Here is a 23,805-nt window from a genome sequence, read left to right on the forward strand (position 1 = left end):
AGAATAATTTTTCCATGAACGATATTAAATTAAACACTGTAATTTATATCCTTATAAAAAGATATAATTTCTAATTTAAAGTAACTCTTTAAGTTAGACATTACTGATGAGTAGGATGATAGGAGGAATACAAAATGGATGAAAATTGAAATCAATCAAGGGACAAGCTACTACATAATCATCTTTGATATATCCCATGTAATTTATTCGACATAACATAAAGAATATCACTACTAGCTTTAATAAATATTAAATATTTTATGAATACAATTATCTTGAGATAACTCAGAAATAATATTGAAAAAATTTTCAGAAAATACTTCATACTTTTGATTTAAATTTATATAATTTAATTTCATGACTTTATCATTGCTCGTAACCATAGATTAGAATATTACAGTAAATAGGAACTCATACTGTACAAAACTCTAATTTTCATGACGATTCTTTTGTTTATAATTTATAAATTTCATGTAGTTATAATAAATTAAAAATAGGCAAGTTCTTAAGTTTAGACCTTGCTATTTTAATATATTTTTGTATCTGTTTATATAGATTACTTCTTATACTATGTAAAACTTTTGTTTATATATATGAATATAACTTAACAATAGCCTTTCTTCTAGGAGGATATAAAACTAAATTGTTCCTCCAACGGTTAATTTATTTAATTTAATAGTAGGTTGTCCTACACTTACCGGAATATTTTGTCCTTCTTTACCACATATTCCAACTCCTTTATCTAAAGATAAATCATTACCTACCATTGAAATTTCCTGCATTGCTTCAATACCAGAACCTATTAGCGTTGCTCCTTTAATTGGGTTAGTGATTTTTCCATTTTCAATTAAATACGCTTCTGAAGTAGAAAAGACAAATTTACCTGAAGTAATATCGACTTGTCCACCTCCGAAATTTGAAGCATAAATACCATATTCTACACTTTCAATAATTTCTTGCGGTGTAGATTTACCTGCTAGCATATAAGTATTAGTCATACGTGGCATAGGTAAGTGAGCATAAGATTCACGTCGACCATTACCTGTTGACCTAGTTGACATAAGACGTGCATTAAGTTTATCCTGCATATATTTTTTCAGTACACCTTCTTTAATAAGTACATTATATTGTCCTATTACACCTTCATCATCAATTGATAATGAGCCACGTGATCTTTGAATCGTTCCATCATCTATTACAGTACAAAGTTCAGATGCTACTAATTTTCCTATTTGACCACTAAATACAGATGTTTGGCGTCGATTAAAATCACCTTCTAAACCATGACCAACTGCTTCATGTAGTAATATTCCTGGCCATCCTGAACCTAATACCACTGGTAATGCACCAGCTGGTGCAGCAATTGCAGATAAATTTACAAGTGCCATTTGGACTGCTTCACGCGCCCAAAGATCTATCAGTACATCTCCATTTATGGTGTTAAAAAAAAACTCATAACCTGTACGTGCTCCGCCGCCACTTGATCCATTTTCTCTTTTTCCTTGATCTTCAACTTGTACATTAATTGAAATACGTACTAAAGGTCTTATATCAGCTGCTAAAGTACCATCAGTTGCAGCGATTAAAACTTGATCATATGTGCCACTTAAGTTTACATTAACTTCTTGTACATAAGAACTAGTAGCACGTGCTACTGTATTAATACGATGCAGTAAAGCAATTTTATCTTCTTTTGTTAGACTATTAAGTGGATTAAGTGATTTATAGTAAGAAGAATATTCATGTGTTTTTAGTAAATTACATTTTGTGCCACTATTAGATTTTTTATGAGTAATATTACGTGCAGCTTGAGCAGATTGAAATAAAGCATTTATTGTTAATTGATCAGTATAAGCAAATCCAGTTTTTTCACCACTAATAGCTCTAATTCCTACTCCTTGATCAATATGATAAAAACCATTTTTAATTATTTTATCTTCCAGCATCCAATTTTCATGAAAACTAGATTGAAAATATAAATCACCGTAATCTATACGACGTTCTGAAAGATATTCTAATAAAGAATAAATATTCTGTTGATTAATATTATTAATTGTTAATAATTGTTCACTAACTAAATGTAAAGTCATCGTTTTACTCATTAATATCATTAGATAAGCACATAATAAAATATATACTTATATTTTACATAATTAACTTTTTATTAAAATTGTTTCTTATTATCATGTATTTGTTTATATCTTATCTTAGATCTTATATTTAAGATAGATAATATATTTATTTTAAATAATTTTAAACTTTTTATTTAATTGATAAATTACTGCCTTGATGAAATCAAATGTTATAAATTAGGATTTTATTATCTAATTAATTAAATAAAATTAAATTATATATTTTACTGAATTTTAAATCGACGACGCATCCTTCTCATAAACAAAAATAACCAAGGCCAAACAATACCATTACTTATGGTGCTACAGAAAATTTCTGCACGTAATGGTATCCTTATAATTAAATAATTAGCAAAAAATATAATAAAATTCATAGTAAATGATAATATCATTATTATAAATGCTTGCTTCCATAAGGGTAATTTACGAAAAATATAGCATTTTAAAGTTACTAAATAAGTAATAACACTAAATGCAAGAGCATGTGAACCAAGTACAGAACCTGTAACTAAATCCGTAATACAACCTAATAAAAAACCTGTACCAATACTGATACGATGTGGAAGTGCCAATATCCAATAAATAAGAGTTAGCAATAACCATAATGGTAGATATATATAAATTTCTGGTGGCCAAGGCACTATTTGGAGCAATAGTGCAATCATAAAAGAAAACCAAATTACCCAATATCTATTACTAGAATATCTACTCAAGGGTAACTCCTTTAAAATATATGCTATGAAATTATAAAGAATTATTCAGAATTATTTATATTAAATAACTTTAATAAGTTTATGTGATATTATGTATCATCGAGTATTGATCTTATCAGTAAGTTGTAGATTCTGATTTTTCTTTAAAATTAATCTTTCATTAGCGATTTCGTGTACTTTATCTGGTAACAATGGTATTTTATTGTTGTTATATGTTCCCCATAACAATAAATATTTTGAATATAGTAAGTTAGCTATTGGATGTGCTTTAATAGTGATATAATCAGATTGCTCATCTGTTTTTATATATGAAACAACTGCTACAGGATAACCTTCTGGGAAACGACCATCTATACCTGAACTAACTAACATATCACCAACACGAATATCAATATTATCTGCTGGTAGATGCGTTAATTGCAAATCTTCATTACAACCATTACCACTTGCAATTAAGCGAATATCATTACGTAACACTTGAATGGGTAGTGAGTGAAATACACTGCAGATTAGGAGAGCACGACTACTGACCTTACCAACTGTTACTATCTGTCCTACTATACCTTTATCATTAATTAATGGCTGACCTATATAAACATCATTTATACTTCCCTTGTTTATAATTATTTGATCTGTATAGGTATTAATATTTGTAGGCACTCTTTTTGCTATTATTTCATATTCATTTTCATGTAATGGAGAACCAAGTAGACTACTAAGGTACAAATTCTCCTTTTTATATTGATTGAGCATCAACAAATCAGTTTTTTTTAAAAACAATTCTTTACGTAATGCCTTATTTTCATTTTCAAGTTTTTGATGAGATACGAACATTTCCACAACATTATCAAACAATTGATGGGGTATATTTGCTAAAAAGTAAAGAGGACTAACCGAGGTATCTAGATAATTACGTAATCGAACGAAATAACTTACATGACTATCAACTATCATCGTCATGATAGCTAAAACAACTGCTAAAAGCAAACGTAATTGTAGAGATGGTCCTCTATTACTAAATATTAGCTTCATAAGTTAAAGTAATTCCTTACATAAAATCTTAAATATTAAACACTGATTTAATTAAAATCAAATCCATCATATTCACACATTAAAATAAAAGAAGAATTATTCTTCACTGAATAAATCTCCTCCATGCATATCTATCATCTCTAGTGCTTTGCCGCCACCACGTGCTACACATGTTAATGGATCTTCTGCAATTATTACAGGAATACTAGTTTCTTCTATCAATAAACGTTCTAAATTGCGTAATAGAGCTCCCCCACCTGTTAGTACCATGCCATGCTCAGAAATATCTGATGCTAACTCTGGTGGACATTGTTCTAGCGCAACCATAATAGCACTGACAATCCCAGATAATGGTTCTTGTAAAGCTTCTAAAATTTCATTTGAATTTAGAATAAAGCCACGTGGAATACCTTCCGCTAAATTACGACCACGTACTTCGATTTCGCGCATTTCATCACATGGATATGCTGAACCAATTTCATGTTTAATACGTTCAGCTGTTGCTTCTCCGATTAATGAACCATAATTACGACGTACATAATTAATAATAGCTTCATCAAAACGATCTCCTCCAAGACGTACAGAAGAAGAATAAACAACACCATTAAGAGAAATAACTGCAACTTCAGTCGTGCCTCCACCAATATCAACTACCATCGATCCAGTAGCTTCAGAAACTGGCAAACCTGCACCAATAGCTGCAGCCATCGGCTCTTCTATCAAAAAAACTTCACGTGCACCAGCACTTTGAGCTGATTCTCGAATAGCACGACGTTCTACTTGTGTTGCACCAACTGGTACACATACTAGTACACGAGGACTTGGACACATAAAACTATCACTATGTACCTGCTTGATGAAGTGCTGAAGCATTTTTTCGGTCACGAAAAAATCTGCAATAACACCATCTTTCATAGGTCGAATGGCCGCAATATTACCTGGTGTACGTCCCAACATTTGTTTGGCAGCATAGCCTACAGCAGCTACACTTTTCGCAGAACCAGTACGATTTTGACGAATTGCAACCACAGAAGGTTCATTTAAAACAATACCTTGTCCCTTTACGTAAATTAGGGTATTTGCAGTACCTAAATCAATGGACAAGTCATTAGAAAACATACCTCTAAATTTTTTAAACATACTAAAGAATAATCCCGCTATCTTAGGATAGAAAATAAAAATGTTTATCTTGTTAAATATTATAGAATTAATACAACTTAAATATTTATATGAATATATGTATATTAAAAATATAATCACGATATTTAATGATTTTAAATATAAGTGATAACAAAATTATAAACATAGTAATTATTATAATTAATGTAATAATAAATATTACAGCTAAAAGAAAATATAAATAAATTAATTCTGGTATATGTTCGTACAATAAAATTGTACATTTGTATTTTAATAAACAAATTTCACTGTATAAAAGTACATTTAATACATTTACATAGAGTAATTAAACATATAAATATCCTTAATTTAAAGATATTTATATAATATATATACGCTTTTAAGTTACTTCTATACAATGATAACATCATATAACTCAATATAAAATAAATGTTGCGTATTTTATTGTTACTAAATTTACATCTATATAATTTTATTCATATTTTAAATTATAAAATTTAATTACTAATTGTCTAAATTCTAAAAAATTATCCTATGATTTTTTATTCTAGAAATATCAATTAGATTAGTTAAAACTTAGATTTATTAAAATTAATCAAAAATAAGCTTTAGATTTTATATAACAATCTATACAAGATTAAATTATACACTTAAAATATTAATTTAATTTTAAAAATCAATTAATATTTAATCTTACATAAATATAAAGGCATTAATTAGCAAAATGACTATATAATTTAAATTTAAAATATATAAAAATTAATATGTTTATAAAAACTTGAATTAAAATTATATATACTAATAATATATGACTACTAATTTTTAATACATTATTATTATTAATAATGACGGTATAATCGTTCTTTGTGTTAAATCATTTTATTACTTATAAGTTTATACTATATTGTGCTTAATATGTATATAATTGCTTATATGTTAGTAGCCGTCATTTTATTAACTAATGAATAATTATTATATTAAAATATATAGTTATAGTATCTAACATTATAAATAACTTTGTTATTTATTTCTAATAATATAAAGTAATGGAATATTTTATAATGTATTATTATTAATAATAGGAGAATATACGTAATATGGCTCATAATTTTCACATATTGCTTTTAAATGGACCCAATTTAAATTTATTAGGAACGCGTGAATGCGAAAAATACGGCAATAAAACATTATCAGAAATAGTTAATAAGCTTACTGAACAAGCTAAACAATATCATGTAAAATTTCGTCATTTACAATCTAATTCAGAAACAGAAATAATTGATTATATTCATAAATCACAAAATAATGTAGACTACATTATTATTAATCCTGCTGCTTTTACCCATTCTAGTATCGCAATACGTGATGCTTTATTAGCTGTTAATATTCCTTTTATTGAGGTACATATTACTAATTTATATGCGCGTGAATTATTTAGACGTCATTCTTATTTTTCAGATATATCATCGGGTGTTATATGTGGATTTGGCATTGATGGTTATATCTGGGCTTTGCAAACAGCAGTAAAACGGCTGTCATATTCTAATAAAAGAAAGTACGGAACCCATATTCATGGATATTCATAAAATCAAGAAATTGATCGAACTAGTTGAAGAATCAGGTATTGCTGAGTTAGAAATTTCTGAAGGAAAAGAATCTGTTCGTATTAGCCGTTCTACTAATAATGTTTGTTATCCTACTCAACAAAACTATGATACATCTACAATGTTACAAACTACATCATTAATTGATCCTATGTCATCAGCAGTTGCTAATCGGTCAAAAGTAACAGTTAATGGTCATATTGTACGTTCACCGATGGTTGGTATTTTTTATCGTACTCCAAATCCAGATTCTAAAGCTTTTGTAGAAGTCGGCCAAAGAGTTAACAGGGGTGACATATTATGTATTGTAGAAGCAATGAAAATGATGAATCAGATTCAATCTGATAAATCTGGAATTATCAAAGCATTTTTAATAGAGAATGGTCAACCGGTTGAATTTGATGAACCATTAATCGTTATTGAATAATAAGGGAAAAAATGCTGGATAAAGTTGTAATTGCTAACCGTGGTGAAATTGCACTACGTATTTTACGTGCCTGTAAAGAATTAGGTATTAAAACTGTAGCAGTCCATTCTACTGCAGATCGTGAGTTAAAGCACGTATTATTAGCAGATGAAACGGTATGTATTGGACCAGCTCAATCAATTAAAAGTTATTTAAATATTCCAGCACTTATTTCAGCTGCAGAAATTACTGGTGCAGTTGCCATTCATCCTGGTTATGGTTTTCTTTCTGAGAACGCAGATTTTGCTGAGCAAGTAGAACGTTCAGGATTTATTTTTATTGGACCTAAAGCAGAAACCATTCGTTTGATGGGAAATAAATTATCTGCAATTAACATAATGAAAAAAGTGGGCATACCTACCGTACCTGGATCTGATGGTCCACTTGTAGAAACTATAGATAAAATTCGAATGATTGCTAATCATATAGGTTATCCTGTTATTATTAAATCCTCAAGTGGTGGTGGTGGTCGAGGTATGCGTGTTGTGCGAAGTGAGCAAGAATTAGAACAATCTATTAATATGACAAAGGTTGAAGCTAAAGCTATTTTTAATAATGATACAGTATATATGGAAAAGTATCTAGAAAGTCCTCGTCATATTGAAATTCAAATTTTAGCAGATGGACAAAATAACGCTATATATTTAGCAGAACGAGACTGCTCTATACAACGGCGTCATCAAAAAGTAGTCGAAGAAGCACCAGCGCCGAATATTAGTCCTAAATTACGTAATTATATTGGTGAACTTTGTGTAAATGCTTGTATTAAAATAGGTTATCGAGGAGTAGGTACATTTGAATTTTTATATGAGAATGATAAATTTTATTTTATAGAAATGAATACTCGCATTCAGGTAGAACATACGGTAACTGAAATGATTACAGGAATAGAATTGATAAAAGAACAATTATGTATTGCCGCTGGACGACCTTTATCCATAAAACAAGAAGATATTATAGTTCGAGGACATTCCATAGAATGTCGTATTAATGCTGAAGATTCTCATACCTTCATACCTAGCTCAGGAAAAATTACACGTTTTCACGCACCAGGTGGATTTGGTGTTCGTTGGGAATCTCATATTTACGCTGGTTATAGTGTTCCTCCATATTATGATTCGATGATAGGTAAATTAATTACTTACGGTGAAAACCGTAATGTAGCTATTGCTCGCATGCAAAATGCATTAGGAGAGTTAATTATTGATGGCATCAAAACTAATATTGAACTTCAAATAAAAATAATGTACGATACAACTTTTCAACTTGGAAGTACTGATATTAACTATTTAGAAAAAATTTTTAGTTTATAAATTTAAAAGAATTTAAATATGCTTTGTGTTTAAACACACAAATAGTAAATAGCAGTAATTTTACTAAAATACGTTATCTATATTTAATAAGATTAATGTTTAATATCAATTAATTTAATAATTAAATTCTTATAATTTATGTTTCTCATTAAATTTGAAAGTATATTAATAATCACTCTATTTCTACTATCCAGTCTAAAATAGACTAATAATATATGATTATTGTTCAGAATATTTATAAAAATAAAGTATATAAATTTATATAATATATATAATTAATTATATAATTTTTAAATGTATTCGTTACATTATACTATTTAAGATATTTTATATTAAATGATCTGCTTCTTATTTCAAATTAAAGTATATTACATACTTACAATATAAATTGTATCTTATTATTTTGATGATATCGGAACGATAAATACTCGTTAATTGTTAATGATTTTAAGCTATTGATTAATAATATAAACTACATATGTAATATGTTAATATAACATATTACATTAATAACAAATAACTAATTTAGTATTTAAATTTCATGTAAAAGGATTAAAAATGAAAATTGCAATCCTTGGTGCAGCAGGTGGTATTGGCCAAGCACTTGCACTTTTATTAAAAATACAATTACCAATAGGTTCTACCCTTGCATTATATGATATTTCTGAAATTACTCCAGGAATTGCTATAGATCTTAGTCATATTCCCACTGCCGTGCGAGTAGAAGGATTTAAAGGTGAAGATGCTTCACAGGCATTGCAAAATGCGCATATAGTATTGATTGTAGCCGGAATAGCACGTAAACCTGGTATGGACCGTGTTGATCTATTTAAAATCAATGCAGATATTGTATGTAATTTAACAATGCAGATTGCTAATATTGCACCAAAAGCTATTATTGGGATTATCACTAATCCAGTAAATAGTATGGTAGTAATTGCATCAGATGTCCTAAAAACTATGGGTGTTTATGACCGCAAACGTTTATTAGGTGTTTCTACGCTTGATGTTATTCGTGCTAATACATTTGTTTCGCAATTAAAAAATAAACAACCAACAACAATTGAAGTACCGGTAGTTGGTGGACATTCAAACATGACTATTTTGCCATTGCTATCACAAATAAAAGATATTAGTTTTAGCCAAGAGGAAATCATTTATCTTACAAAACGCATACAAAATGCTGGTACAGAAGTAGTGAATGCTAAAGTTGGTGGAGGTTCAGCAACATTATCTATGGCTCAAGCAGCAACACGTTTTAGTCTATCTTTGATAAAAGGATTACAAGGAAGAGAAAATATTATAGAATATGCTTATGTAGAAGGAGATGGTGAATATGCTACTTTTTTTGCACAACCACTTTTATTAGGAGAAAGTGGTATTAAGCAATATTTGCCAATTGGCAAGATAAGTATTTTTGAACAACAAATATTAACTAATTCTTTAAAAGAATTAGAACAAGATATAAAACTAGGTAAAGATTTTAAGAAACAAATAATATAATTATATATTGATTATATAAATTTTCTTGTTATTTATTAGTTTCTAACAATAACATATACTATACGTAATAAGCAAAAAATCTAACGTTAGTAGAATTAGAATTCTACATTCTTAGTGTAAAATTACACGATAATAAATATATTTAATTAAATAATATTATTTATGATATCGATATCATTTAATTTAAATGATTAAATCATTTATAGTATCAATCAAAATAAATGAGTTAAAATTTTTAATTTCTATTTGTATTTATTTTAAATAATTTTATGTGCAAAATTTAACTCTTAAATTAATATAAAGTTCGTATGAAGCATAAGTATTTATTTATATTTATTATTTTTCGTATTTTTATGAAAATGAAATAAATTGATAGCTAAAGTTTGACCAACACGTGTCTTATTATTAATTTTAATATCTTCTACAAACTTTACATGATTTTTTATAAATAAATTGATTACTGTTGAACCAAGTCTAAAACAACCCATTTCTTGACCTTTTAATAATACAATAGATTTGTTTTTATCATGGGTTGAATATTGCCAATATTTAATTATTTTTTTAGATGATGTAGATGATACAATACCCGCCCATACTGTTTCAATACTTCCCACTATGATAGCTCCTACAAGGATTTGTATCATTGGACCATAATCAGTCTTAAATACACAAATTAAACGTTCATTCTCTGCAAATAGATTTTTAATATTTAAAACATTAAAAGAGTTTAATGAATTTAATTTGCCAGGAATATAAATCATCTCGGATAAAATCCCATTACATGGCATGTGTATACGATGATAATCTCGTGGTGATAGATAAATAGTAATAAATGTTCCGTCTAAAAACTGTGTCGCTAAACGTTCATTATTACCTAGTAGATTGTTGAGTGTATAAAAATGATTTTTAGCTTGAAAAATCTGTTCACCTTTAATGTTTCCTAGTTGACTGATAGTTCCATCTGCTGGTAAAGATAGAAATAATGAATCATTGTCAATTGGACGCATATTTTTTTTTAGAGTACGAATAAAAAAATCGTTTAAAGTATGATAGCTATTTATATTAGGATTTTGTACCTCAGACATATCTATGTTGTAAAACCATACAAAAATTTTAATAATGATGGTTGTAATGTAGCCGCAATCACGATTAGCAATCCATCCAACTATTTTAGTTAATAATTTTTTAGGTAAAAAAGCACATAAAGTTAATTTAACTTTATTAAACATTATGGTTTCTCAATGTGAGTATCCAATCAATAATATTGAATTATATTTATTTTATGAATAATCATCAATAATGATATTATATCGATAAATATACACTAAAAATATTTATGCTTAAATTTTTATTTATATAATCAATAATTATTATTGATTATATAAATAAAATAAATTAAACTCCGTAAAATTACAATATATGTAATTATTTATTATATAATTTTTGGTAATTTATCTTGACTTTCTTATTATTGATTTGATTAGATATAAATTTAATCAATAATTATATATTTAAGCTCTTAAAAATTAAACTTAAATAATTAATTGGGTTCTATATGCATGATTATTAGTAATAATAACTTAATTTGGATAGATTTAGAAATGACTGGATTAAATATAGAACATGATTTAATAATTGAAATAGCTACATTAATAACTGATATTAATCTCAATATTTTAGCTGAAGGTCCTGTTATTGCTATTTATCAATCAGATCAAAAATTATCGATTATGAATAATTGGAATTTTGATATTCATACTAATAGTGGTTTAATTAAACGTATCCAACTAAGTAAATATGATAATAAAATTGCAGAACAAGAAACTATTAATTTCTTAAAACAATGGGTGCCACCGAATGTTTCTCCAATCTGTGGTAATAGCATTTGTCAAGATAGGCGTTTTTTATTTAAATATATGCCAAAATTAGAAGCTTATTTCCATTATCGTTATTTAGATGTAAGTACCTTAAAGGAATTAGCCAAGCTTTGGAAACCACAGATTATGCCAGGATTTAAAAAATTATCTAATCATTGCGCATTGGATGACATTCGAGAATCTGTAGCAGAACTGATTTATTATCGTGAACATTTTTTACAACTTTAATTTAATATACATTGTTAATATTTAAATAATATTAAATAAATTTCTTTAAAAGAAATACAGATTTTAGAACACTTGCACTATAATTAATTTCTTGTATAATTAATTTCATTTTTCAAACAATTAATGTCTTACAAATAATAAAGTGCGGGAATAGCTCAGTTGGTAGAGCACGACCTTGCCAAGGTCGGGGTCGCGAGTTCGAGTCTCGTTTCCCGCTCCATGAACTAATATTTGAATTTTATTTAATAAATTTAACTACATATATTGTTTTTAATATTTTCTTTTCTGCATATTTTTAATTATTAGTTTTTAAAAAATATTATTTATCTAGTTTTTATTTTTTTATAAAAATTTATATAATACATTTAACCTTATGTAATCTTTATTAACAATTAAGTTCATAAATATTTATTCAGATACATAAAATACATTAAAGAAAATTTCTAATCTTTGGATTAAAAGATGTATTTAATATAATTGCAAGGCCGATTTTATAATATCAACAATTTCATCATAAAAAATGAAAAATCAAATAAAAATAGAATCAAATGATCATTTTTTACCAAATTCTGTTTTCTCCATACAAGAAATTAATCAATTAGAACGTAATGCTATTAAAACATTAAATATAAAATCTTATGAACTAATCCATCGTGCTGGACAAGCTTGTTATGAATTAGCAAGGGTAAAATGGATTCAAGCTCAATACTGGGTAATATTATGTGGATATGGTAATAATGGAGGTAAAGGTTACGTAATTGCAAAATTAGCGCAAGCTGCTGGAATTAAAGTAACTGTAATTGCTTGTTTAGATAAAAATGAAATACTAACTAAAGAAAACCAAGAAGCTCGTAATGCTTGGTTATTATCTGGTGGTATCATTTACAATACTGATATTTCTTGGCCTAAAAAAGTAGATCTTATAGTAGATGCTTTATTTGGTACAGATCTTAATAGTGCACCTGTAGTTCCATATAACCAATTGATTGAAAAGATTAATTATCATATTGCTCCTGTACTAGCAGTGGATATGCCTTCAGGTTTAATGGCTATCAACGGTACAGTTCCTGGTGTAGCAGTTAGTGCACAATGTACACTTAGTATAATTGGCCTAAAAATTGGACAACTGATTGGTAGAGCACGAGACTATGTTGGGCATTTATATTGCCATAATCTTGGTTTGAATAGTTTTTTTTCTGATATAAAAACTCCAATTATCAGATATGATGCAAATAATTTAAAGTATTGGCTAAAAACACCTAAATCCACACAATATAAAGGAGATAATGGACGTTTATTAGTAATCGGTGGAGATATAGGTATGGGAGGAGCCATTCGAATAACAGCTGAAGCTGCTTTACGAAGCGGTGTAGGTATTGTACAAGTATTAACACATAAAAATAATGTTGGAGCTATCGTTGCTGCTCGACCTGAATTGATGGTCAATGCCCTAAATAAAGAAGTTTTACAAAAAGCATTAGAATGGGCTGATGTAATTGCTATAGGACCAGGATTAGGAAAACGTAATTGGGGTAAAGATGCTTTAAATATAGTTCAATCTATTAAAAAACCAATGGTTTGGGATGCAGATGCACTAAATTTATTAGCAATTAATCAAAATTATAATATAAATCGTATTATTACTCCTCATCTTGGTGAAGCATCTCGTCTATTAGGTATAAAAATTATTGAAATTGAACATGATCCTTTAAGCGCGTTACAATCGTTATTAAAACAATACGGAGGCATAGTAGTATTAAAAGGGGCTGGTACTTTGATTGGAAGTATTACAGGTGAAATAGCTGTTGCTGATGTTGGTAATGAAGGTATGGCTTCTGCTGGTATGGGTGATGCATTAACTGGTATTATTGCGTCTTTAGTCGCTCAACATTTTACATTACTGGAATCAGCTTATGCTGGTTGTATAATTCACGGTGCAGCAGCAGATGAAGTTGCTTGTTTACGTGGAAAAAGAGGAATGTTAGCTACTGATATAATCAAGTTAATTTGGAAAGTTATTAATCCAGAGGTATTTAAATACTAAAATATGACAACTTGTGTGATATCTTTATCTGATGAAGATGCAACTTTACGTTTAGGCGCAAACTTAGCTAACCTTTGTAATAAATCAATAATAATTTATCTAGATGGTAGTTTGGGTACTGGTAAAACCACATTTAGTCGTGGTTTTTTGCAGGCTCTTGGTTATCGTGGATACGTTAAAAGTCCAAGTTATATGTTGGTTGAATCATATAACTTAGGATCTGATATGGTTTATCACTTTGATCTATATTATTTAAACAATCCTAAACAACTAGAATTTATAGGAATTCGTGATTTTTTTAATAAAGAGGTAATGTATTTAGTAGAATGGTCACAAAATGGAATCGGAATCTTACCAGAACCAGATTTGAAATTAATTTTTAAATATATAGAAAATATACGACAAGTAGAAATTAAATCTTTTTCTGATAAAGGTATAAATTTATTAAATAATTTTTTTTATGATAATAAACATATATTATATTAAAATAATATAAATTAATTTACTGATAGTAAATTGTTTATTTTATACTTCTATATTAATTTCTACTTCTACTGTTAAAGTTAATAATAAATTAGCGAAATTAATATTGAATATATATCATTAATTAGGATATATATTTTATATACAGTATAATGCTCATCTTGTGATGTTTGATTTTTATCAAAATTCCATGATAAACATATTACCTTTTAATTTTAATTCAAATAATATTATGCACTGTACTTATATTAGGAATATAAATAAGTAATATGTAAATTTAATTATTAAATTTACTCAAAATGCACGAAATGGTATTGTTATTAACAATACAAAGATTCAATGCAGAATTATGTTTAAGATTTATATTCTTCATAGTTCAAAATAACACTAAACCAATTAATTGAAATTACTTAAAAACACTTCATAATAATTATAGTGATGAATTGCATTTGCTTTTTAAATACCAAAATATTTAAATTACATACATTTTATTTCATAAAAAATATTCATTTTAATATAATAATAATTATAGCTATTAATGCTGGAGATGGTTGTTGGGATTTTAGTGCTTCTATTCAACATAGACCATATTAAACAATATTAATATTGTAGGTCAATTAAAACAGTAATTAATCACGATACTATGTTTAAAGTGGTATTGATACTTACCAGAAATTATTTTATTTCAGTAACTGAACTTTCTAAAATATTAAATAAAGATTGAGCTAACCTATTAATTTCTATTCATGCAGATGCTGCATTAAATCATTTTGCCAATGGTTCAGCGATTTGAATATTATCAAATCAACGTGTTAATAACGATATGGTTAATTAGTTAAATAAAAAGAAAAACCATCCAAATTACTAAGTCAATTAGGCAACTTATTGGATAAGAAAAATCTAATAGATATTTTAATTAAACAATTCTTTACTTGCAATTTAGTTATTCATAATGTGTTGAATATGATACTCTTCTTAAAGAATTGTAGGAGTGAGCAATATTATGTAATTACAAAAAATTTTCTAGAATATGCTAATTTTGGAGTCTGTTATCCAGATATTCCATCTTTATTAATTAAAACTGGATTTATTAGCAATAAAAAAGAAGAACTCTTACTTACTAATGAAAATTATCAATAACAAATTGCTAGATCAATTTATAAAGGAGCACGCAATCACTTTTTACTAAATACATATAAAATATTGTTCTTAAAAATAAAATATTAATTTATGGTTGATAATTTATCTGATAGTTTTATAACTAAGCATATTAATACTATTATTAGATTAAAATATATGTTTCTATATCTTAATTTAATTCAATAATTAACATACTTATGACAATGTCTATAAAAAACAGATTTAATTTAATTAATTTAGATATTTTGAATAATTTAAAAGAAATAAGATATGAGTTACGTAAAAACTCATTATTCTTATTATGTTAACATATATTGCAGTTTACAACATGATCTTAAAAGATCATACATCAATATTTAAATACTTAAATTCTCTGTGAATGGCAGTATCGTTTAAAATCATATTTGAATTAAATCATTAAGAGGATACTACTTACTGTTATGGCTATAAAAACTTTACCTCTACATTTAATAAGACAAATTGCTGCAGGTGAATTAGTTGAACGGCCGTCAGGAGTTGTAAAAGAATTATTAGAAAATAGTTTAGATGCTAATTCTTCACGTATTGATGTTGTTATTGAGAATGGTGGGATGGAATTAATTAGAGTGCGTGATAATGGTGATGGTATTTCTAAAACAGATTTAACATTAGCATTATCACATCATGCAACTAGTAAAATTTCATCATTAGATGATTTAGAATCAATAATCACCTTTGGTTTTCGTGGTGAAGCACTTGCTAGTATTAGTTCAGTATCAAAATTAATCCTTACTTCTCGCACCGTCAATCAAAATCAAGCTTGGCAAGGTTATACTGAAGGTAATACTTCAGAAATAAAATTAAAACCCGCAGCACATCCAATAGGTACTTCTTTGGAAGTAATGGATTTGTTTTATAATAAACCAGCACGTCGTAAATTCATGCGTACCGAAAAAACTGAATTTACGCATATAGATGAAGTAATTCGACGTATTGCTTTATCACGTTCTGATGTGACATTTTCTATCGAACATAATGGTAAATTTATACGTCAATATAAAGCTATAACTAATAATTTAAAGGATGAATATCGTGTCAGTACAATTTGTGGTATTCATTTTATGAATAATTCTGTAAGAATACATTGTAAACATGATAATCTATTCTTACATGGTTGGATATCTATTGATATCAATTCATATAGATCTGTAAATTTTCAGTATTGTTATGTCAACGGAAGAGTAATACGAGATAAAATTATAAATAATGCAGTTCGAGAAGCATATAAGATTTTTCTTCGCTACGACAATAAAATTGCATATGTACTGCATTTAGAAATAGATCCTGATCAAGTTGATGTTAACGTACATCCCGCTAAACATGAAATACGATTCTATCAATCACGTTTTGTACATGATTTTATTTACCAAGCTGTTATAAATACGTTAAAGAATAGTGCTCTAATGAACTCAGAATTATTTTTTCAAATACCATATAATGACATTTTAAATAAATATAAAAACATACACAATCAATATGAAAAACCAATAAATTTAGAACATGTATCTCAAAAAAAAATTCGTACAAAATCAAATGATAAAATCACTAGAAAAAAAAAATTATTTGACATACCACAATCTACATTAATACCAAGTATTTCTTCATCCTATCAAATTAACACAAAAATACCATTATTTTTCTCTAAAATAGAGAGTTTTGGTCAAATATTAAAAATTATACGTAAAAATTATGCTCTTTTAATACGTGATGATATTTTACAATTATTATCTATATCAAATGCTGAACGTTATTTAAAACAAGTTCAATTGTATCCTAGAAAAAATGAATTAAAATTTCAACAATTATTTATTCCAATAAAGATAAAAGTTACAAAACAAGAAATGATTATTTTAGATAAACAATCTGTATTGTTAAATATAATAGGTATTAATTTACAAAAACAAGATCAATATGTTATATTGAATAAAGTACCATTTCCATTACGAAATCAAAATTGGAAAATTTTAATTCCAGCGCTATTACAATATCTTAGTAACATTGAACAAGAAGTTTCTCTCTCTTCATTAGTTCAATGGTTAAGTTATCATGATTTTTCAGAACAAGTTCATTGGTGTGACTCAAAGGTAGTTACATTGCTAAGAGAATTAGAAACATTCTGTCCAAAATTATTAAATTCACCTCCTTCAGACTTAATAAAAATTATTGATATTGATCATGTAATTAATAAATTGAATTATGAATCCAGTAAACGAAGATAGTAAAAATCTAGCGACAGCAATTTTTTTAATGGGACCTACGGCTTCCGGAAAGACAGAACTTGCACTTTCACTCTGTGAACAGCTTCCATTAGAAATTATTAACGTTGATGCTGCTTCAGTTTATCGTGATATGAATATTGGTACAGCAAAACCTTCACCAGATAAGTTAGCATTAATACCTTATCATTTGATAGATATTCGTGATCCTGCGGAAATTTACTGTGTTGCAGAGTTTTATCATGATGCTTTGGAAGCAATGTCTCATATCACTAAAAAAGGAAAAATTCCCTTACTTGTAGGTGGAACAATGTTTTATTTTAAAACGTTGCTTTGCGGTTTATCAGCATTACCTGCAGCAAATTCTAAAGTTCGGGAGCGAATAAAAAATATGATGATAGAAAAAACAATAGGATCATTACACTCTCAATTACATAAAATTGATCCAGTAGCTGCTAATCGTATTCATCCAAATGATTCTCAAAGAGTTTTAAGAGCACTTGAAGTTTTTTTAATTACAGGTAAAACCTTAACCGAATTAATAAAAAAGCCTAGAAGAAAATTATATTATAATATACACCAATTTGGTATTGCTCCTATAAATAATGAGATACTACAACAAAAAATTGCATTTAGATATAATCAAATGCTAACTTCAGGATTTGAAAGGGAAGTTCTTGCTTTATTTAAACGAAGCGATTTACATGTAGATATGCCTTCGATTCGTTGTATTGGTTATCGACAAATGTGGTCTTATTTAAGTGGTAAAATTAATTATAATGAGATGATTTATCAAGTAAATTATGCTACTAAACAATTAGCTAAACGTCAAATGACTTGGTTACGTAATTGGAAGAATATACATTGGTTAGATCACAACAAAATAAATGAAGCATACGAAAAAGTATCTAAATTAATTAATAAAAATAACAAATAATTTTATATAATAATTATAATATGTTATATGAAATAACCAATGTTTTGTAAATTTATATTTAAAATAAACAATAAACACATTTAAAGAACTAATATAATGAATAGTTGGCGATTCCTAAGGAACAACTTTTACAATATCCATTATTGGATGAATTATATTGAAAATTAGTATAGGTTTCTATATATTTGGTAAATTAAACGTCAACTAAAATGGAATTTTTTAAGAATATAATTAGCTAAATGGTATATAAATATGCTATATCCATATTGATTTCGATTGCTTTAATAGCACTACAGACTAACCACACACAATTATACAAATAATTATTTTATGATATAAACAATTAAAATATTCATCCACAATTATTAGATATTATTAAAATATTAATTAATATTAAATTTGATTTAATTACTTTATTTAAGTGAGGTTGTAGCTTGTTTAACGGTTATAATTTCGGTGAGCAGGCCGTGTTAGTACATATCTGTTTTTCCCAAAATAAACACGTAGAAGATTTACAGGAATTTAAGAATCTTGCTATATCTGCAGATCTAAAAATATTGCAACTAATTACAGGTAAATGTAATATACCTAATCCTAAGTATTTAGTTGGTAAAGGAAAAGCAGCTGAAATTACCGATGCGGTCAAAACAAATAAAGCATCAGTTATTTTATTCAATCATGTTTTGAATCCTTCTCAAGAACGTAATCTTGAGAAATTATGTGGATGTCCTGTTATTGATCGTACTAAATTAATTCTTCATATTTTTTCTCAACGTGCGCGAACTCATGAGGGTCAATTACAAGTTGAATTGGCACAATTACGCTATCTTGCAACTCGATTAGTACGTGGATGGACACATCTTGAACGTCAAAAAGGAGGTGTTAATTTACGTGGACCAGGTGAAACTCAGTTAGAAATTGATCGACGCTTATTACGTATTCGCATTAACTATATATCTTCTCGTTTAAAACAAGTAGAAAAACAACGTGAACAAAGTCGACATATACGTGCTAAAGCTAATGTTCCGACTATAGGATTAGTGGGATATACAAATTCAGGTAAATCTAGTATATTTAATGCAATAACTCATTCTAATGTTTATACAGCAGATCGACTTTTTGCTACATTAGATCCTACTTTACGTCGTTTAAAAATTACTGATGTAGGTGAAGTAGTATTAGCGGATACTGTTGGTTTTATTCGTCATTTACCGCATGATTTAATAATGGCATTTAAAGCTACTTTACAAGAAACATGTCAAGCAATCTTATTGCTGCATGTTATAGATGCAGTAAATCCATATTTTATGGATAATATTGCGGTAGTTAATCAAGTGTTAACTAATATTAAAGCCAGTAAAATTCCTACCCTTTTGATTATGAATAAAATTGATATGCTTAAAGACTGTAATCCACGCATCGAACGTAATGCAACAAATCAACAACCTATACGTGTTTGGTTATCTGCTAAAACAGGCATAGGACTTCCATTATTGTGGCAAGCTTTGTATGAATTGTTATTGGGTAAAATTGTTCAGTATAATTTACGTTTGCCTCCATCATGTGGACGTTTACGTAGTTATTTATATAAGTTAGAAGCTATTAAAAAAGAATATTATGAGTCTGATGGTAGCATCTTTTTGCAAATACAGATGTCTATTATTGATTGGCAGCGTTTGTGTAAGCAGGAATTATTACTAATTAACTATATAATTTGATTATTATAAAATATATTAGCTTTAACTAATAATTACTAATTTTTAAAATATCAACTTATTTAACATAATGATATATATAGTAGTAAATATGCTTAGAAGATTTCATTCAATGTTCTATAAATAAAAAATATTATTTTATACTTTTAATATTAGTAATGTTAAAACATCGATAAAATATAGAGTATTATTAAAATAAATTTTTAATAACAATAGATGTTTATCTTTTCTATAATATATTAAAAATAACAAATATATATGTAAGCTGCTAATTTAGCATTATTCATTAATGTATTGCCAATACATATTGCTAATATATAAAAGAACATTATTTATATTTTATAATTAATCTTAATTTGTATTAATCTTCTCATGTGAATTGTTAATTATAAAATAATTTATGAAAATGTAGCATAGATACCATCTTAATTAAGAATTATTAATTCTTGCAGAAGATATATTATATAAATAATAATTAGATATAAAAAATAATCACATGAAAATTAGTTATAATATTCATTATTGTACCATTTATAGTTATACAATTTTGAATATGATTCACTTAAAATTTTATGTAAAACGATATGATTAATGTTTAGTTATTAACTTTTAAGTATTTTATACAAAAATTAATTTTGTATATAAAATATGTAAGATAGTGTTTATAGCTCGATTATATACTGTGCAAAATGCTCTAAAATCTGAAATTGAATTATGTTTTTTATATGTTAAATTATAAATTTTTAATTAAATAATATTATTTACAAGTAAATTATTACCGCGAAAATGCATTTCGATCTAATTTATATTATAAAAATTTATATTTTAAAATTTTTTAAAATAGAGCTATTAATAATATTTATCATGATTAATATATAATTCATGTATTAATTTACATATTAAATTGATTAATTCCTTATCTAATTAAAATTTTATAAATTAATTAAATTTTTATAGCAAAATATAGTATTAAAATAATTTAAATATATTTAAAAAAATATATTTAAATTATATAATTATTTTATTAATATAATTAAATTATCCATATTTATATTCATAGTATTACTATGAAATTAATTAAATATAACTATTTATAATTATTATAATTTATTTATTATAAACAACATTATTGTTAATAAAATAACTTTTAAATAACAATAAATTATCATTACGATTCTTTATTAAATAAGAATCTAGAAATAATTGTTATTTAATTAGAAAGCACTTGACTAATAATATATAAAATTAATAATAATAATACTATTGATATAGTAGTATATGTTAATGTAAAATATAATTGAATTATTTAAATAATAACTGTATTACACTAATCTTAAATTATAAGATATATCTTATATATGGAGTTATTTAACTTGATCAATAATTACATATTTATTGATTATAGATAATTTAAACTTACTTTTTTTATAAAAAGTAAAGATAAAAATTATTGGTCAATAAATTTAGATTTATGTATGAAATTTTCTATTTATTGTTTATTAATAACTATTAATACAGACTTAAATTTAATTATTTATTTTTTTATTTATAAAATCATGGTTATAATTGTATTTGTAATAAATAAATATTGTTATTTTAATTACTTAAATATATATTAAGTTATATGCATTTTAATATATTCTACTGTTTTCTAAACATATTATTTTAAACTAATAAATTATAATATTATTCTTTATACGTTAGTTAACATGATGTGCTTTTATACACATAAGATGAAATCTTAATACATATTATAACAATTGCATATTATAATTAATGAAATTGTAATAGTACAGTAATACACTTAACTTCTAAGTAATCCGGTTATTTTTATAAAATGAATAAAAATATTGTAATATTAGGCACTCAATGGGGTGACGAAGGCAAAGGCAAAATAGTAGATCTTCTTACAGAACGTGTAAAGTATGTTGTACGTTATCAAGGTGGGCACAATGCAGGTCATACAATTGTAGTAAATGGTAAGCAAACTATACTTCATTTAATTCCATCAGGAATTTTACATAAAGATGTCATTAACATTATTGGTAATGGTGTAGTACTATCACCTGAAGCGTTAATAAGCGAAATTAAAATATTGGAAAATGCTGGAATACCAGCACGCGAACGTATATTAATTTCTGAATCTTGTCCATTAATTTTGCCATACCATATAGCAATGGATGCTGCACGCGAAAAAATACTTGGTTATAAAGCTCTAGGAACTACTGGAAGAGGAATAGGTCCAGCATACGAAGATAAAATAGCACGTAGAGGATTACGTATTATTGATATTTTTAATAAAGTAGATTTTGCAGATAAACTGAAAGAGCTTATTGCTTTTTATAATTTTCAATTAGTAAATTACTATAACGTAAATGCAATTGATTATACAAAAGTTTTAAATGATATTTTATCAATTTCTGATCTATTATCTAGTATGGTAGTTGATGTTGCCACGATATTAGATCGTGCGTATAAACAAGCAGATTTAATAATTTTTGAAGGAGCACAAGGCACTTTATTGGATATTGATCATGGTACGTATCCATATGTAACATCTTCTAACACTACTGCAGGTGGTGTTGCAACCGGTTCTGGTATTGGTCCTCGTTATATTGATTATATACTAGGTATCGTCAAATCTTATTCTACTCGTGTAGGAGAAGGGCCATTTCCTACAGAATTATTCGATGAAACTGGTGATTTATTATGTAAAAAAGGTAATGAATTTGGTACGACTACAGGACGTCGACGTCGTGTAGGTTGGTTAGATACAGTCGCATTACGTAGAGCTGTGCAAATTAATTCATTATCGGGTTTTTGTTTAACTAAATTAGATGTATTAGATTCTTTAGAAGAAATAAAGCTTTGTGTAGGATATCGAATGCCAGATGGCACAGAATTAACTACGGTACCATCATTAACAACTAAAACTTGGAAAAATATTCAACCAATTTATGAATCAATGTCAGGTTGGAATAAAAATACTTTTGGAGTAAAACAATTAATAGATCTACCTCACTCAGCTTTAAATTACATTAAACGTATTGAACAAATAATAGGCATTTCTGTAGATATTATTTCTACAGGACCTGATCGTACTGAAACAATTTTTTTACGTGATCCATTCAATTCATAATTTTTTATATCGAACTATAATTGAAATTATCCAATAATTATAATATCATCTTAGATGATTCAAATTTTTACTGTATTTCCTATA

General features: G+C 26.8%; 16 protein-coding genes and 1 tRNA gene. 12 read left to right on the forward strand and 5 right to left on the reverse strand.

What is annotated here, in order from left to right; all coding sequences use genetic code 11:
• Nucleotides 1-638 precede the first annotated feature (638 nt).
• From tldD to FD727_RS01650, 4 genes are all read right to left on the reverse strand, one after another.
• Nucleotides 639-2,090 carry a metalloprotease TldD gene (gene tldD / locus FD727_RS01635; RefSeq protein WP_159938432.1) on the reverse strand — a complete coding sequence of 484 codons (1,452 nt, stop codon included), beginning with the start codon at nt 2,088-2,090 and terminating at the stop codon, nt 639-641.
• A 266-nt stretch (nt 2,091-2,356) separates the two neighbouring features.
• On the reverse strand, nt 2,357-2,845 hold the full coding sequence (gene mreD / locus FD727_RS01640) for a rod shape-determining protein MreD (RefSeq protein ID WP_159938433.1): 489 nt from the start codon (nt 2,843-2,845) through the stop codon (nt 2,357-2,359).
• 96 nt (nt 2,846-2,941) lie between these two features.
• Complete coding sequence (mreC, locus tag FD727_RS01645; protein ID WP_159938434.1) at nt 2,942-3,877, reverse strand: rod shape-determining protein MreC; 936 nt, start codon at nt 3,875-3,877, stop codon at nt 2,942-2,944.
• Nucleotides 3,878-3,973: 96 nt separating this feature from the next.
• Nucleotides 3,974-5,017, reverse strand: a complete 1,044-nt coding sequence (locus FD727_RS01650) for a rod shape-determining protein (RefSeq protein WP_159938435.1) — start codon at nt 5,015-5,017, stop codon at nt 3,974-3,976.
• A gap of 1,097 nt (nt 5,018-6,114) precedes the next feature.
• Between FD727_RS01650 and aroQ the strand changes: the two genes are divergently transcribed.
• The 4 genes from aroQ (at nt 6,115) to mdh (ending at nt 9,903) form a co-directional block, all read left to right on the forward strand.
• Entirely contained in the window at nt 6,115-6,603 is a 489-nt protein-coding gene (aroQ, locus tag FD727_RS01655) for a type II 3-dehydroquinate dehydratase (protein WP_159938436.1), read from the forward strand.
• Entirely contained in the window at nt 6,590-7,048 is a 459-nt protein-coding gene (accB, locus tag FD727_RS01660; RefSeq protein ID WP_159938437.1) for an acetyl-CoA carboxylase biotin carboxyl carrier protein, read from the forward strand. The genes aroQ and accB overlap by 14 nt, the downstream gene beginning before the upstream one ends.
• A gap of 11 nt (nt 7,049-7,059) precedes the next feature.
• The gene (gene accC, locus FD727_RS01665) at nt 7,060-8,400 is read left to right on the forward strand and encodes an acetyl-CoA carboxylase biotin carboxylase subunit (protein WP_159938438.1); all 1,341 of its coding nucleotides are present in this window, start codon (nt 7,060-7,062) and stop codon (nt 8,398-8,400) included.
• Between the two features lie 558 nt (nt 8,401-8,958).
• Complete coding sequence (mdh, locus tag FD727_RS01670) at nt 8,959-9,903, forward strand: malate dehydrogenase (protein ID WP_159938439.1); 945 nt, start codon at nt 8,959-8,961, stop codon at nt 9,901-9,903.
• A gap of 323 nt (nt 9,904-10,226) precedes the next feature.
• Here mdh and asd read toward each other — a convergent pair whose 3' ends face one another.
• Entirely contained in the window at nt 10,227-11,132 is a 906-nt protein-coding gene (gene asd, locus FD727_RS01675) for an archaetidylserine decarboxylase (protein ID WP_159938440.1), read from the reverse strand.
• A 330-nt stretch (nt 11,133-11,462) separates the two neighbouring features.
• Between asd and orn the strand changes: the two genes are divergently transcribed.
• From orn to FD727_RS01715, 8 genes are all read left to right on the forward strand, one after another.
• Nucleotides 11,463-12,008 (forward strand): oligoribonuclease, encoded by a 546-nt coding sequence (orn, locus tag FD727_RS01680; protein ID WP_159938441.1) that lies wholly within the window; start codon nt 11,463-11,465, stop codon nt 12,006-12,008.
• A 144-nt stretch (nt 12,009-12,152) separates the two neighbouring features.
• Nucleotides 12,153-12,228 (forward strand) — tRNA-Gly (locus tag FD727_RS01685).
• A gap of 300 nt (nt 12,229-12,528) precedes the next feature.
• Nucleotides 12,529-14,052: an NAD(P)H-hydrate dehydratase gene (locus FD727_RS01690; protein WP_204162634.1), complete on the forward strand. Its 1,524-nt coding sequence runs from the start codon at nt 12,529-12,531 to the stop codon at nt 14,050-14,052.
• 3 nt (nt 14,053-14,055) lie between these two features.
• Nucleotides 14,056-14,538, forward strand: coding sequence for a tRNA (adenosine(37)-N6)-threonylcarbamoyltransferase complex ATPase subunit type 1 TsaE (tsaE, locus tag FD727_RS01695; protein ID WP_159938442.1), 483 nt, complete (start codon nt 14,056-14,058; stop codon nt 14,536-14,538).
• Nucleotides 14,539-16,115: 1,577 nt separating this feature from the next.
• Complete coding sequence (mutL, locus tag FD727_RS01700) at nt 16,116-17,933, forward strand: DNA mismatch repair endonuclease MutL (RefSeq protein ID WP_159938443.1); 1,818 nt, start codon at nt 16,116-16,118, stop codon at nt 17,931-17,933.
• Nucleotides 17,911-18,867: a tRNA (adenosine(37)-N6)-dimethylallyltransferase MiaA gene (miaA, locus tag FD727_RS01705; RefSeq protein WP_159938444.1), complete on the forward strand. Its 957-nt coding sequence runs from the start codon at nt 17,911-17,913 to the stop codon at nt 18,865-18,867. The genes mutL and miaA overlap by 23 nt, the downstream gene beginning before the upstream one ends.
• Before the next feature lie 434 nt (nt 18,868-19,301).
• On the forward strand, nt 19,302-20,585 hold the full coding sequence (hflX, locus tag FD727_RS01710) for a ribosome rescue GTPase HflX (RefSeq protein WP_159938445.1): 1,284 nt from the start codon (nt 19,302-19,304) through the stop codon (nt 20,583-20,585).
• A 1,834-nt stretch (nt 20,586-22,419) separates the two neighbouring features.
• Nucleotides 22,420-23,721 (forward strand): adenylosuccinate synthase, encoded by a 1,302-nt coding sequence (locus FD727_RS01715; protein WP_159938446.1) that lies wholly within the window; start codon nt 22,420-22,422, stop codon nt 23,719-23,721.
• The last annotated feature ends 84 nt before the right edge of the window (nt 23,722-23,805 follow it).

The sequence above is a fragment of the Pantoea sp. Mhis genome (assembly GCF_009830015.1).

What these genes read in the sequence shown, in the direction of transcription:
- tldD (WP_159938432.1), bottom strand. Translation starts at nt 2,090, where the DNA reads ATGACTTTACATTTAGTTAGTGAACAATTATTAACAATTAATAATATT.
- mreC (WP_159938434.1), bottom strand. Translation starts at nt 3,877, where the DNA reads ATGAAGCTAATATTTAGTAATAGAGGACCATCTCTACAATTACGTTTG.
- FD727_RS01650 (WP_159938435.1), bottom strand. Translation starts at nt 5,017, where the DNA reads ATGTTTAAAAAATTTAGAGGTATGTTTTCTAATGACTTGTCCATTGAT.
- aroQ (WP_159938436.1), top strand. Translation starts at nt 6,115, where the DNA reads ATGGCTCATAATTTTCACATATTGCTTTTAAATGGACCCAATTTAAAT.
- accB (WP_159938437.1), top strand. Translation starts at nt 6,590, where the DNA reads ATGGATATTCATAAAATCAAGAAATTGATCGAACTAGTTGAAGAATCA.
- accC (WP_159938438.1), top strand. Translation starts at nt 7,060, where the DNA reads ATGCTGGATAAAGTTGTAATTGCTAACCGTGGTGAAATTGCACTACGT.
- mdh (WP_159938439.1), top strand. Translation starts at nt 8,959, where the DNA reads ATGAAAATTGCAATCCTTGGTGCAGCAGGTGGTATTGGCCAAGCACTT.
- asd (WP_159938440.1), bottom strand. Translation starts at nt 11,132, where the DNA reads ATGTTTAATAAAGTTAAATTAACTTTATGTGCTTTTTTACCTAAAAAA.
- orn (WP_159938441.1), top strand. Translation starts at nt 11,463, where the DNA reads ATGATTATTAGTAATAATAACTTAATTTGGATAGATTTAGAAATGACT.
- FD727_RS01690 (WP_204162634.1), top strand. Translation starts at nt 12,529, where the DNA reads ATGAAAAATCAAATAAAAATAGAATCAAATGATCATTTTTTACCAAAT.
- tsaE (WP_159938442.1), top strand. Translation starts at nt 14,056, where the DNA reads ATGACAACTTGTGTGATATCTTTATCTGATGAAGATGCAACTTTACGT.
- mutL (WP_159938443.1), top strand. Translation starts at nt 16,116, where the DNA reads ATGGCTATAAAAACTTTACCTCTACATTTAATAAGACAAATTGCTGCA.
- miaA (WP_159938444.1), top strand. Translation starts at nt 17,911, where the DNA reads ATGAATCCAGTAAACGAAGATAGTAAAAATCTAGCGACAGCAATTTTT.
- FD727_RS01715 (WP_159938446.1), top strand. Translation starts at nt 22,420, where the DNA reads ATGAATAAAAATATTGTAATATTAGGCACTCAATGGGGTGACGAAGGC.